General features: G+C 39.2%; 12 protein-coding genes. 1 reads left to right on the top strand and 11 read right to left on the bottom strand.

What is annotated here, in order from left to right; translation table 11 throughout:
* Positions 1-282: 282 nt before the first annotated feature.
* From G544_RS21635 to G544_RS0107170, 11 genes are all read right to left on the bottom strand, one after another.
* On the bottom strand, positions 283-1,281 hold the full coding sequence (locus tag G544_RS21635) for a glycosyltransferase family 2 protein (protein ID WP_071783318.1): 999 nt from the start codon (positions 1,279-1,281) through the stop codon (positions 283-285).
* Positions 1,282-1,456: 175 nt separating this feature from the next.
* A complete protein-coding gene (locus G544_RS0107125; RefSeq protein WP_134388996.1) occupies positions 1,457-2,791 on the bottom strand; it encodes a hypothetical protein in 1,335 nt (444 codons plus the stop codon).
* Positions 2,792-2,875: 84 nt separating this feature from the next.
* Positions 2,876-3,922 carry an NAD-dependent epimerase/dehydratase family protein gene (locus tag G544_RS0107130; RefSeq protein WP_027273951.1) on the bottom strand — a complete coding sequence of 349 codons (1,047 nt, stop codon included), beginning with the start codon at positions 3,920-3,922 and terminating at the stop codon, positions 2,876-2,878.
* Between the two features lie 3 nt (positions 3,923-3,925).
* Positions 3,926-5,641, bottom strand: a complete 1,716-nt coding sequence (locus G544_RS0107135; protein ID WP_027273952.1) for a thiamine pyrophosphate-binding protein — start codon at positions 5,639-5,641, stop codon at positions 3,926-3,928.
* Positions 5,642-5,698: 57 nt separating this feature from the next.
* On the bottom strand, positions 5,699-7,012 hold the full coding sequence (gene rfbH / locus G544_RS0107140; protein ID WP_027273953.1) for a lipopolysaccharide biosynthesis protein RfbH: 1,314 nt from the start codon (positions 7,010-7,012) through the stop codon (positions 5,699-5,701).
* Between the two features lie 27 nt (positions 7,013-7,039).
* On the bottom strand, positions 7,040-8,119 hold the full coding sequence (gene rfbG, locus G544_RS0107145; protein ID WP_027273954.1) for a CDP-glucose 4,6-dehydratase: 1,080 nt from the start codon (positions 8,117-8,119) through the stop codon (positions 7,040-7,042).
* Between the two features lie 4 nt (positions 8,120-8,123).
* The gene (gene rfbF, locus G544_RS0107150; RefSeq protein ID WP_027273955.1) at positions 8,124-8,897 is read right to left on the bottom strand and encodes a glucose-1-phosphate cytidylyltransferase; all 774 of its coding nucleotides are present in this window, start codon (positions 8,895-8,897) and stop codon (positions 8,124-8,126) included.
* A gap of 15 nt (positions 8,898-8,912) precedes the next feature.
* On the bottom strand, positions 8,913-9,887 hold the full coding sequence (locus tag G544_RS0107155) for a CDP-6-deoxy-delta-3,4-glucoseen reductase (protein ID WP_027273956.1): 975 nt from the start codon (positions 9,885-9,887) through the stop codon (positions 8,913-8,915).
* Positions 9,888-9,896: 9 nt separating this feature from the next.
* Positions 9,897-10,445 carry a dTDP-4-dehydrorhamnose 3,5-epimerase gene (rfbC, locus tag G544_RS21640; RefSeq protein ID WP_027273957.1) on the bottom strand — a complete coding sequence of 183 codons (549 nt, stop codon included), beginning with the start codon at positions 10,443-10,445 and terminating at the stop codon, positions 9,897-9,899.
* Between the two features lie 108 nt (positions 10,446-10,553).
* A complete protein-coding gene (rfbD, locus tag G544_RS0107165; protein ID WP_027273958.1) occupies positions 10,554-11,453 on the bottom strand; it encodes a dTDP-4-dehydrorhamnose reductase in 900 nt (299 codons plus the stop codon).
* A 145-nt stretch (positions 11,454-11,598) separates the two neighbouring features.
* The gene (locus G544_RS0107170; RefSeq protein ID WP_027273959.1) at positions 11,599-12,690 is read right to left on the bottom strand and encodes an LPS O-antigen chain length determinant protein WzzB; all 1,092 of its coding nucleotides are present in this window, start codon (positions 12,688-12,690) and stop codon (positions 11,599-11,601) included.
* Between the two features lie 611 nt (positions 12,691-13,301).
* On the opposite strand from G544_RS0107170, the gene cysK reads away from it, so the two are divergent.
* Positions 13,302-14,270 carry a cysteine synthase A gene (gene cysK / locus G544_RS0107175; protein WP_027273960.1) on the top strand — a complete coding sequence of 323 codons (969 nt, stop codon included), beginning with the start codon at positions 13,302-13,304 and terminating at the stop codon, positions 14,268-14,270.
* Positions 14,271-14,408 lie beyond the last annotated feature (138 nt).

A 14,408-nucleotide genomic window follows, 5' to 3' on the forward strand; every position in this document is an offset into this window, starting at 1 on the left:
AGATTTAATAGCTATACTCTAGATACAGTTACATTCTTATATGTCCACGTATATTAAGTTGATAGCATCAGTATAAATTATATTTTATCTTTAATAATCAGCATGCATACTAATATTAATGGTTATGATCTACCGTTTGTTAACAACTTAATGTAATTCCTCCACGATGAATTGCTTATCTAACAAACCATCTGAACTTTAGATTCCATTTCCCTCTAACACCTATAGAGAACATATTATCATCAACTCATAACGCTCTATGCCATATTAATTTCGTTTACCTTATGATATCATAGAATCAATTTTTCTTTTCTTGAGAGTTATTTTAAGGAAAAACCGCCGAATTCTCGTTATATTCATTATTAAAAGATAGGAAAGCCTCATTTTACCAAATGGGGAAATAACATACCTATATAAATATGAAGAAGAAAAAGCCCGCTTCATTAAAAAAGTGCTATTTTCAGATACATAATTACTCATCTCAGTATTATATTGAAAATGATACAAATGTAATAATGCAGATAACAAGAAGCTATTATACAGGCTGCTTCCTTCTTTATAATAAGACTTTATTATACCTAAGAAATTAGCGGAAAAAACCGTAACATATTTATATCCACCTGAATTATCTTGTTGAGCAATAATTAAAGGTGTCTGAACGAATATATATATACCACCATGTAATAGAGATGGCAGAACCCACGATAATTGAACGAGATAACTTCCAAGTAATTTCTTATATTCATTTCCCTCATACAGCTCACTAGCGACTAAGACACTTTTATTTATAATACAGGCTGAAATAAAAGTAGAGTACACACCAATTAGTCTTGAGAACTTCTCATTATTATCTGTCACTAGATAATTAATAGAGTCTAACTTGACTAGCTTATCAACACTGCCACTAACACTGTTTAGAAAAATAAAGTTTGGTTCATATATTTCTAAAAGAGAAAATACATTTCCAATGGCATTGTTAATAACAACTTCATCATCACCTACAATCCAAACATAACGTCCCTTTGCATGATCAAAAGCATTATGAATATTATAGTCGGGCCCTTCATTTTTAGAATTTTGGCTGTACCTAAAAAACGGATATCTTTTAGCATATTCATCACATAAATGGATAGTTTTATCCAAAGATGCATTATCTGATATAACTACCTCAACCTTATCTTTAAAGTATGCCAGTTGGGGCAATAAAGATTCAAGCAATCTTTTTAAGTAAAAATACCTATTATATGTAGGTATGCAAATTGACAACAAAATCTCACTCACGGCAATGGCTCTCCACTTTCAATCATCCTAATACTACATTAAACAGTAGTTGATGTCTTACATAACTATAAATTTAGATATGGAAAACTTAAAAACATTCAATGACAGAAATTACGACAAAATTTAAATTAAAAATTTTTATAACAATATTAATTACAAACAATATATATTATTTTTAAATCAATTTATTCTTACGAAAATATTTGTTAAATAACAAAATTGTCCAAGGAAAGCAAATAAGAGATAAGATTAAAAGATAAGAGAGAATAGTAACAAATACACTAACTTTAGATAAAAAGTATATTGAAAAACTAACGAGTCCCCCCGTAATAATAGAATTGAATAACATTGGCTCTTCTTTGTGAGCTCTCATATAAGTTGCACAGCAATATACAACATGATTAACCACAGTAATAATAGACATCATAATAAGAATATCTACATCAACTAACCTTTCAACAAGTAAGAAATTATAATACTTTAAAATACAAACTACAATAATAAAAGAAATTGAGCAAAATATATTAGCAACCGTAGACTTAATTAATAAGTTAGAAAATAAATTATTAACTTCCCTCTTATTCTCCGCTGAAATAAATTTTGCTAAAGTAGGAACCTTTGCATTAACCCAACTTATAGACAGGGATAATATTGTTGAGAATATGGCTAAACTTAAGCCCACTTTCCCTGCTTCTATTGCCCCTTGGTTTGCAAAAATTAGTGGATTAAATAATTGAAAAATTAAATATCCACTAAGCCAACTTAATGCCATTCGCCATTGAAAAGGGAAAATTTCACGCCGCCAAGATATCTTCTTCTCTTTCACAATTCTTTTTATGGGTTCAAATAAGATAGGATAATAGCGATAGAGCAAAAAACTAAACCCCGTAAATGCTGCGACACCACTTATAGCAGGTAAAGCATTAAGCCTATAGTGGAAAAGAAATAGACAGAGCAATAGTGAATATCCCAAGATAGATTGGAATAGTCTAACTTGTGCCACTCGACCAACCAGTCCCATACCTTCAAGAACAGAAAAAAAAGGACTTATAAAAAGATTAATTGCAGAAAACAACGTAATAAGCGTCCATGCAACTATCCAATCATCTCTTAATAAACTTCCTTTTACAGAAAAGAAATAGGCACCGACAAAAAATACCACAATAAAAAAAAGTACAGACACTACGCCATACCATCTTATAAGCATCCGAATGAGTGAATAAATCCTGTTGATTGAATTCTCATTTCCTACTAGTTTGTTATTAACCAACGACACATTGACCATTTCATGACTAATCATCTGTGTTATAACAAAATTAAACCCTAACTCAAAAAAAACCTGCATTGCTATAATGCTAGAAAATGTAAAATAGTATCCCTGTTCTGCTGAAGAAAGAAATATTGGTATCAGTAGCACTAACATTCCACCAGATACCGTAGACCATATTCTTAAAAGTAATGTACTTCCAATATCAAAATCAATACCAAGTTTATGGGCAAATTTTTTCAAAATATAAAACCATAGCTATTGTCATACTAATATCAGTAATGTTTTTATATCAAACATTTCATTTTCTTATAAAAAAAGTAATCACTATTTTTTATAATAAGTTATAGTCCTAGAAAATCCATCCTCGATACTAAACTCTGGGCCCCAACCTAATGACCTCAACTTTTCTGTGTTGGGAATTATTTTACTAACTTTATTCGATAAATATCCATTCTCCTCATTTATATCTCGTTTTATCATCGAACTATCTTTATTAACAATACCAGATAAAATATGGGCAAGCTCATTCATATCAACTTGATTATCTTCATTACCAACATTATATACCTCACCATTTGGTGCATCTAATAATACTTTAAATGCAGCAATAACAGTATCGGCAAGATAACAAAATGACCTAATAGCTTTTCCATCACTTTTAATTTCGATGCTTTTATCATTCACTATGTCTTTTACAAAATCAGCAAATACACGTCCGTCGTCAAGATCCATTCCAGGCCCGTAAGTATGGAATATCCTAATTATTTTAGTTGGTATATTTTTCTGATGCCACCATGAATTACACATTGTTTCCCCCATACGCTTACTTTCTGCGTAGCATGCCCGTAGCGTCATACAATCCAGTGAACCAAAATCATTTTCTTTTATATACTCCTCACTAGTACTTGTATCACCATAAACTTCCGCACTACTAAAATATAATAGAGATCTTAACTCTTTCTGTTTCTCAGCAAATGTCAAAATGTTATATGAACCAATAGTATTCGCAGTTAAAGTTCCTATGGGATCCACGCCGTAATATTTTGGACTAGCTTGACTAGCGGCATGAATAATAAAATTAATTGGTTCTATTAATTTGATAGGATCACATACATCCTGTACTATGAATTCTAATCCAATTTTACCTATCAAGTGTGAAAATCTAGAAAGTGCCTTTTCTTTATTTCTTACCAATGCAAATACTTTTGCATTTAACTTTAGACTTTCATTTAGATATATGATCGTTTCAACCATATATGCTGGTATAAAACCATTAGCTCCGGTTATAAGAATTCGTTTCCCACGTAACTTTTCCCATGAGGAAATAGAATTCTCTATATACTTCAAATCATCATCAATAATTGAGCGCATAACTTACCTTATTGGATATTGCTTATCAATTGGATTACCAAATGCCAAGCGAGGACGACATTCTCGAGCGTCGCTCATTAATATCTCAATAAGCATTGGCTTTTGCTCTCTTATAAATTTATTAATATATTCATCCAGTTCTTCTAATCTAGCTGTTGCAAAAGATTCAATATTGTAAGCTTTACCAATACTACTAAATGATGAACTATATCCACTCCAGTACGTTGAATCATTGCGCCCATCAAAATACATTTCCTGAAAGGCTCTAACCATACCCAATGATTGATTATTGAAAACAATCGTTAGTATCGGCAGTCGCTCTCTAGCAATAATATCTAACTCTTGGATATTTAACTGAGCCCCACCATCACCAGCCAATATTACTGTCTGACACTTCGCAGCATACGCTACACCAATTGCAGTTGGTATGGCAAATCCCATTGCACCGAGTCCACCAGAATGGTGGATTACTTGTTGTTCATTAAGTAATAATGAATGAGCGACCCACATCTGGTTGTTACCAACATCAGTAACATAATGTACGGGTCTATTATTAAAACTTATATTTAATAACCTACATATCTGAAATGGGCTAATAGACCACTCGGAGTACTCATCTGTATAATTTTCATTCCAATGTGAGTCCAACTCGTCCCGCCAACTCTTTATATTTAAGCGATAAGAAGCTATTTCAATTAGTTCTAAGTGCTCCTGGAAAAAATCTTTACATCGAGACAAAATACTTACATCAGCACTTACGCGATTTTCTAACTGGCCTTCTTCAAGATCTATCTGCACTATTTTCGCATTTCTTGCAAAATCACTCGTATCCGCACCGGTTTGCCTTACATCCATTCGGCTTCCTAGAACAACAAGCAAATCACAGTGTTGAATAGCAAAGTTAGCGGTTCGCGTGCCATAGCTTCCCACCATGCCATAATAACCACTATCTGCATAAGTTCTTTCACTACCTTTCAGGCTACTAATATGTGGAATACCAACTTTTGAAATAGCCCTTTTCCAATCATTGTAATTATGTTCATTAATTGCCCCTCCTCCAATAAGAAAAAGAGGCCTATGTGATTTTTCTAATAAATTAAATACAGCATTAAATTTATCACCGATTATCGTTTCCTGACTCAAATCATCAGATATCCCTTCTTCCTTAACAAGATAGTCCATCACAGAATCAGGCAATTCGGCTCGCTGTAAATCCATCGGGATATCGATCAAGACAGGGCCTGGACGTCCGCTTCGTGCAATATTTATTGCCTGTTGTAATACAGGAATTATTTCTTCTTTATATAATACTTGATGTGAAAATTTAGTAATGCTTTTAACAATACTTATAATGTCAAGTTCTTGAAAACCTTGCTGCCGGATTTTTCTATCCTGCTTGAGCTCATTCGTGTTTACTTGCCCAGTAATGAATATACATGGATAACTATCCAACCAACAGTCAGCTATCCCCGTAATAAGATTTGTAGCCCCAGGCCCACTAGTCCCTAAGGCCAAGCCCAACTTCTGATTACCCGTCGCTCTTGCGACGCCCCCTGCTGCAAATGCTGCTGCTTGTTCATGATGTAAAGATATAAGCTTAGTTTTACCTAATACATTAATGCTATCGACAAGATGGGTAATCATCCCACCAATTAATTCAAAACCATATTCAACATCATTCGCACTCAGTACTTCAGCGATTGCATCAGAAGCTTTCATAGTAACCTCAAAACCAAAAGAACCAGAAAAACTCTGGTTCTTACCACTCTAATAAACTCAGAAATTTAATCCAAAAAATTCTTCAAACTTACTCACGACATAGTCTAGATGATCGTTCGTCAACCCAGGATAAATACCAATCCAGAAAGTCTGATTCATAATACGATCCGTATTCGTTAACTCCCCTACAACACGATATTTCACGTTAGCAAAATACGGTTGACGCGTTAAGTTACCAGCAAACAGCAAGCGGGTACCGATTTTGGCTTCATCAAGAAACTTAACCAAATCAACACGAGTAACACCGCTGGTTTCTTTCAGTGTGATAGGGAAACCAAACCATGAGGGATCGGATTTTTCAGTTGCTTCGGGCAATTCCAGAAACTCAGCACAAGACTGTAATCCCTGCTTCAGATAAGCAAAGTTCTCCTTGCGTTTCTCGACGAACTCTTCAATTCGCTCCAACTGCGCCAATCCGCATGCCGCCTGCATATCCGTAATCTTAAGGTTATAACCCAGATGTGAATACGTATATTTATGGTCATAGCCAAACGGCAATGAGCCCAATTGCTGACCGAAACGTTTACCACAGGTGTTATCACATCCTGGTGCACAGTAACAATCGCGTCCCCAATCACGGAAAGACTCGATTATTTTTTTCAACTCGCCAGATTTGGTAAATACAGCCCCTCCCTCTCCCATAGTGATATGATGCGCAGGATAGAAGCTAACGGTACCTATATCGCCAAAAGTTCCTACCATTTTACCGTCATATGTCGAACCAAGCGCATCGCAGCAATCTTCAATCAGCCACAGATTATATTTATCTGCGATGCGACGAACTTCTTTCAAATCAAAGGTATTACCCAATGTATGCGCAATCATAATTGCTTTTGATTTATCACTTATTGCGGCCTCAATAAGTGAAGCATTAATATTGTATGTCGGAATATCAACATCAACAAAAACAGGAACCAAGCCGTTTTGAATCGCTGGGTTTACGGTAGTCGGGAAGCCCGCAGCTACGGTAATAACTTCATCACCTGGCTTTAACGCTCTATCGCCCAGTTTAGGTGAGGTTAGCGCAGTCAGTGCAAGTAAGTTCGCAGAGGAGCCGGAAGTTGTGGTCAAAACATGAGGGACACCAATGAACTCGCCCAGCTTCTTTTCAAAAGCATCATTAAAACGGCCAGTAGTGAGCCAACCGTCTAAAGAGGCTTCCACCATCAGCTGTAACTCTTTCGCACCAATCACCTTTCCTGAAGGAGGTACAACACTAGTACCTGCAACAAAAGGTTTAGGGTTCAGTGCCTCATCTGCATATTGGGCAACGAGTTGGGAAATTTGCTCACGCAGGCTATTTGCTGTCATTACTCTGATTCCTGTTACTTATCTACTTTAGTTAATAGTGGTTGTCATGTAGTCATGAATTTCGCGCTTTGAACAAGCCAGCATATCTGCGCCGTTTATCCATGCTTTGTGCCATTTAACAATACGGCCAAGTGTTTCAGTTAGCTCCCAGCGTGGACGCCAGCCTAACTGCATATGTGCTTTGGAGCAATCCAATTTGAGGTAATGTGCTTCATGTGGATGATTTTCGCCGTCCAGTAACCAGCAGGCGCCTTCTCCCCACAGTGATACCATCTTATCAACAATGAATTCGACCGTTTTCGCATCTTCTTCACGAGGGCCGAAATTCCATGCTTCCGAATATTTCGCGCCCTCAGTATATAAGCGCTGAGCAACAACAATATAGCCAGAAAGCGGTTCAAGAACGTGCTGCCACGGGCGAATTGCGTGAGGATTACGAATAATAACTTGCTGATTATTTTCGAAAGATCGTAGAATATCAGGAATCAAACGATCCTCGGCCCAATCACCACCACCGATCACGTTCCCCGCTCTTACCGATGCGAGGCCTACACCATGTTTGTCATAGGCTGCTGGGTTAAAAAAAGAATTACGGAAAGCCGAGGCAACCAGTTCCGCGCAACCTTTACTATTTGAGTAAGGATCGTAGCCTCCCATCGCTTCGTTTTCACGATATCCCCAAACCCACTCACGATTTTCATAACATTTATCGCTAGTAATGTTTACAACGCTCTTTATGCCCCCCACCTGCTTAACTGCTTCAAGCAGGTGTACCGTACCCATTACGTTTGTTGAATAGGTTTCAATGGGCTCTTTATAAGAAAGCCGAACCAGCGGCTGTGCCGCCATATGAAAAACAATTTCTGGCTTAAAAGCCGCTATAGAATTACGTAGCTTTTCAAAATCACGAATATCGCCAATTTCTGATTCCATCAGATCATTAATACGGGCAATCTCAAACAAACTTGGCTCAGTTGGTGGAACCAATGAGTAGCCTTTTAGCGTAGCTCCCATTTCCGCTAACCAGAGTGACAACCAACTACCTTTAAAGCCGGTATGTCCCGTAATAAACACTCGTTTCCCCTGCCAGAAGTTTTTATCAATCATTCTATTACTCCCAGCTTTTCCAGGGGGCTTTACCCTTTTCCCACAGCCCTTCAAGATAAGTTTTATCGCGTAGAGTATCCATTGGCTGCCAGAAACCGGTATGCTCATAAGCCATGAGTTCCCCCTGTTTGGCCAAGGTCATCAGAGGTTCCTGCTCCCAGGTTGTAGCATCATTCTCTATGAGGTCGATAACAGAAGGATTGAGCACAAAGAAGCCGCCGTTGATCATGGCACCATCGCCTTTCGGCTTTTCTTGAAAGGCTTGAACCTGGCCACCACGAATATCCAATGCGCCAAAGCGTCCTGGAGGAAAGGTTGCGGTCAGGGTTGCTTTTTTGCCATGCGCCTTATGAAAATCAATAGTCGCTTTAATATCAAGATCTGCAACGCCATCACCATAGGTAAACAAAAACGCCTCATCATTCTTCACATATTCAGCTACGCGCTTTAAACGTCCACCAGTCATGGAAGCATCACCAGTATCAACAAGCGTTACATTCCAAGGTTCAACTCGCTTATGGTGGACCTCCATACGGTTTTCGGCCATGTGGAATGTTACATCGGACATATGTAAGAAGTAGTTGGCAAAATACTCTTTAATAACATATCCCTTATAGCCACAGCAGATAATGAAATCTCTAATACCATGGGAAGAATACATTTTCATAATGTGCCAGAGAATCGGCTTACCACCGATCTCAACCATCGGTTTTGGTTTTACAATTGTCTCTTCACTTAATCTGGTGCCAAGCCCACCAGCTAAAATCACCGCTTTCATGTTTAACCCTTTATATTATCTGGATGCAGTAAAAGCATCAGAATAGAAATTATCTATAGATAAATTTTTTGCTATAAAGTCCCTTTTACTAGCATCGATCATCACAGGCGATCCGCATGCATATATATCAAAGGGTTCAAGAGAATCAAAATCTTGTATTATCGTATGGTGGACAAATCCTTTTCGCCCATCCCACGTCTGATCATCATCAGAGACAACTGGAATATAGTGAATATTTTTATATTGTTCACTCCATTCATTGGGTAATGTCGAGTAAAAGTCCTTAGCTCGCGGCATTCCCCAATAGATATAGATCTCACGAGTCGTTTGCTTTTGCACTAAATGTTCTACCATTGCCTTAACGGGAGCAAATCCTGTACCACCGGCCAAGAAAATAATTGGCCTATTACTGTCTCTGATAAAGAATGTCCCACAAGGACCTTCAATTCTCATTAAGGTATTTTCTTGTAGACCGCTAAAAATTAGCGAACTCATTTGACCATTAGGAACATTTCTTATGTGTAACTCAATACCTTCCTTTTCATTACTATTGGCAATGGAGTAACTACGGGTTACACCTTTATATTGAAGATCAACATATTGCCCCGGTAGGAATCCTATATTCGCAGTTGGTGGCATACGTAGTTTTAGCTTCATAACATCGTCTGATACGAGATAGCTACTACTAACCTTACAGGGTACAAGTTTCTTTAGCTGCCCAGCCAATTCAGGAAAGTAGTGAGCCTGTAATTGTAAATCTGTCCTAGGTTTACAATTACAGGTCAAAATTCTTTCACCTTGACCAAATACTCTGCCAGTTGAATCAACAGCTTCGCCTGCTAAGAGTTCAGACTCACAAACCCCACAATCACCATTTTTACAGCTATGCTCAAGATGAATGCCTGCTTTAAGAGCGGAATCAAGGATAGACTCATCTTCCTTGCCAGAAAACTCAACGCTCGATGGGAATATCTTAATAATATGAGACACGATTATTTTCTACTCAAATAATGAAGCCTGATGAAATTGGGGAGCGGCTGCATCTTTTGCTGATAATTCAGGTGGCTGAGTAATAGGCCATTCAATGCCAATTGTTTTATCATTCCACAGAATACTTCCCTCACTCGCTGGCGCGTAGTAGTTGGTTGCTTTATAAAGAAATTCAGCTGTTTCACTGAGGGTAAGAAAGCCATGTGCAAAGCCTTCAGGGATCCATAGCTGGCGCTTATTTTCTGCCGATAAATACACCCCAACCCATTTACCAAAAGTAGGAGTGTCTTTACGAATATCGACTACAACGTCAAACACTTCACCAACGGTACAACGAACTAGCTTACCTTGTGCATATTCGCCTTTTTGAAAGTGCAAACCTCTTAAAACACCTTTGCTTGATTTTGAGTGATTATCTTGAACAAAGGTAACATTACGCCCAACGATATCTTCAAAAGCTCGCTGATTAAAGCTTTCAAAAAAGAAACCACGTTCATCACCAAATACTCGTGGTTCTAGTATAAGGACATCTGGAATATCTGTTTTTATTACATTCATTACCTATAACCTTTAAGCTTCTTAAACAGGTATTGTTCACTAATGACAGCAACAAGAAACTTTGAATTGCTAACGTTTTAAGTCATCACAAAAAGATCAATATCTATATCAACTAGGTGTAACTGTAAATAACTCATTCAACATACGTTTCACCCCCATTTCCCATTGAGGAAGAACCAATCCAAAATTTTTCTGGAATTTTTCTGTATTCAGGCGTGAATTATTTGGCCGACGAGCAGGTGTTGGGTATGCACTTGTTGGAACAGCATTTAGCTTTTTCAGCGCCAGTTCAACTCCTGCTTGACGAGCCTCTTCAAAGACAAGTGCTGCATAGTCGTACCAAGTTGTCGTACCACTGGCAACTAAGTGATAAAGACCAGCTACTTCTGGTTTCATCAATGCAACGCGAATCGCATGCGCAGTACAATCAGCCAATAATTCAGCACCTGTCGGTGCGCCGAACTGATCGTTAATAACGGAAATCTCAGTACGCTCTTTCGCCAACTTCAACATAGTTTTGGCAAAGTTATTCCCTTTATTTGCATAAACCCAGCTTGTACGGAAAATTAAGTGTTTTTCACAATATTTCTGTAGCGCTTTTTCACCCGCCAGTTTTGTTTGTCCATATACATTTAGTGGAGCAGCAAGATCTGTTTCCCGCCATGGCGTTTCTCCACATCCGGGAAACACATAATCTGTGGAATAGTGAATTACCCATGCACCAAGTTTTGTAGCTTCTTTTCCAATGGCATCCAAACTTGTAGCATTTAAAAGTTGTGCGAGTTCTTGTTCAGATTCTGCTTTATCAACAGCAGTATATGCCGCAGCATTAACTATCACATCCGGCTTGATAATCTGCACAGTCTCAGAAATGCCTTCAGGATTACTGAAATCTCCACAGTACTTCTTGGAATTAACATCAAGCACAATTAAATTACCTAATGGCGCCAATGCTCGCTGAAGTTCCCAGCCAACCTGCCCTGTTTTACCAAAAAGTAGGATATTCATTAACTACGTTCTCTTGAGAAAATGTTTAAATTGGATTTTGTTATTTTTTTAAATGAAGAAGTATACAAACATTACGTCATGTAAAATTTAGTCCTTAATAGGGATATATAACGTTATTTTTCCTTCTATAAATAAAATAACGATACTAATTAGATACAAATTTACTCTGTTTAGTATATGCGATCGCATTCTTTACCAACACAATCCCTGCCCCCAAGATTCCCCCAAGCAGCGCCCCCAGCACCAAAATCAACGCCCTCTTCGGCTTATCTTTAGTCACTGGCTCAGCAGGGCTTTTCAAATAACTAAACGCCTGCGCATTCTCATCACCGGCTTTAAAACCGGTCAAAGCCATATACTGCCCCTGCAGCTCATAATATTTATCGCTCAGCACTAGCGGTTGCTTAGCGATAGAGTCCGACATCGCCATCAGCGCATCTTTCCCTAACAGGAACATATTCGAGTTATCCAGCTTTGCCAAACCCGCCGTTTCCGGCTTTTGGATATTGGCCTTTTCTGCAATAGCTAACGCCATCTTTACGTTTTCAATCTCTTCCTGGCGCTGTTCTTCCGCAATCTTTTTCAGAGACAACATCTGGTTTCCAACGCTTTGCTTTTTACCCTCGATTTGGGCCGCTAGTTGAGAATACTGAACGTTACTGACGTTCTTATTCACCATGACCATATAGTCGGTCAATAGTTTTTTAGACTGTTCTGCCGTTCGAGCGGGAAAATTTACCGTATAAAATGGGTTTTCCTTATCCTTGATAAACTTAATATTATCAACGATCTCTTCTAACAAACGGGACTGTTCCTGAGCGGTCATTCCTTCAGATAACGTTTTAAAATAATCACTATTTTGAACAAACTGGCTGACTTCATTATAAGATGAAGCCAAACTAACGAACTGTTGGAATAACTTAGTAGAAACTTCTTCCGATGTAGTCGGCTTATCTACATCCCCTTCCACCAACCGAAATCCCTGATAATAATTAGCCATGGTATTAAACGTCGGCGCATTAATAACCGCGGTTGCCGTCCACTGCTCCTTCGCAGTAAAGGCATAAATACCGGCTATCAGCGTCGTTGCGAACATACAGCCAAGTATCCACAATTTTTTCTTCCACAGTTGGGATATTAGCTCAAACAGATCGATTTCATCTCGGTTTCGCAACTGGTATTCAGAATAATTAATAGGCTGGGAAACCACTGTCTGAGAAGGCTCTTTATTGCTCATTAAACTTATCCAATTAATCAAGGAAAAAGAAAGCGACTAAACGAACATAATATTTTTTAGACACGCTACCGCCCTTGGGTCAGGCTCCCAAAGAGGCAGTAAAAAGGGCGTAGCTCCGCTACTAGCCTGCGTTGGTAGAATCCCCCGAGAGCCAATAGACAAAGCGATAACGCAATCTTTCATACATACACTAACAAGAGATTACGCCGCATTAATGTCAGCTAATTATACGCGCTTACCCCTCAATCGCAAGCAAGCTCCATTTTGACAACAGACTAAAAACAAAAATAACCCGTTGATTTTATATTAAAAATAGGCTAAGCATCAACAAACTCATATCATTTGTTTATTAAATGAAAAGTAATAATAAGCCATATTTCTTATTTACTATAAGAGCCAGCCATCTGCTTAAACCCTAAGGATGACAACGCATTAGCCTTCATTCATACTTAGGTAAGCATGAATTCACCTTATAACCGTCCCTCTTATCTTATTGCTTATATATTCCCTAATCACATATCGATATACCGATTCCTTCCTTCCCTATCCTGATTTTATCGCTATGCTGTAGGTATTGTGATAAAAACCTATCAAATTTAAAAGGATAACCCATGACAAAGATCTATGAAGACAACTCACAGACTATTGGTCACACCCCTCTGGTGCGTCTAAATCGCCTGGGCAACGGGAAAATCCTGGCGAAGGTTGAATCTCGAAATCCAAGCTTCAGCGTCAAGTGCCGCATAGGCGCCAATATGATTTGGGATGCAGAAAAGCGTGGCATTTTGAAAAAAGGCGTTCAAATCGTCGAGCCTACCAGCGGTAATACCGGCATAGCGCTGGCGTTTGTCGCCGCGGCCCGTGGATATAAGTTAACGCTCACTATGCCAGAATCAATGAGCTTGGAACGCCGTAAGCTGTTAAAAGCACTGGGCGCCAATCTGGTTTTAACCGAAGCCGCCAAGGGCATGAAGGGCGCGATCGAAAAAGCGGAAGAGTTGGTCGCAGCCGATCCTGAACACACTATCCTCCTGCAGCAGTTTAACAACCCTGCTAACCCGGAAATCCATGAGAAAACCACCGGGCCGGAGATTTGGGAAGATACCGGTGGCGACGTAGACGTGTTTATCGCCGGCGTAGGCACCGGCGGCACTTTGACCGGCGTTAGCCGCTATCTCAAGAAAACCAAAGGAAAGAGCGTTATCAGCGTCGCCGTTGAACCAACCGACTCGCCGGTGATTAGCCAAGCGCTGGCGGGAGAGCCGCTGAAGCCCGGCCCGCACAAGATTCAAGGCATCGGCGCAGGGTTTATTCCCGGCAACCTCGATCTGAGCCTTATCGATCGCGTAGAGAAGATTACCAACGAAGAGGCCATTGAAACCGCTCGCCGTCTGATGGATGAAGAAGGCATTCTGGCCGGCATTTCTTCCGGCGCGGCCGTTGCTGCCGCCATTCGTCTGACGAAGCTCCCCGAATTCGCGGATAAGAACATCGTGGTCATTCTGCCCTCTTCCGGTGAACGCTATTTAAGCACGCCGCTGTTTGCAGGCCTGTTCACAGAGCAAGAGCTTCAACAGTAGCAAGCGCTCACCAAACTGAAAGCTCCACTACGCCTTGGCTTTATCGCTAGGGCGTTTTCTTTTTCGCGCGTTTGTCGGCCACAACAAACTTTGGCAAAAGCAGCCTGCGGAAAAGTTAAAAACGAACAAAAAAGCGCA

Origin of the sequence: Leminorella grimontii ATCC 33999 = DSM 5078, assembly GCF_000439085.1 — a bacterium.
Classification (GTDB): Bacteria; Pseudomonadota; Gammaproteobacteria; order Enterobacterales; family Enterobacteriaceae; genus Leminorella; species Leminorella grimontii.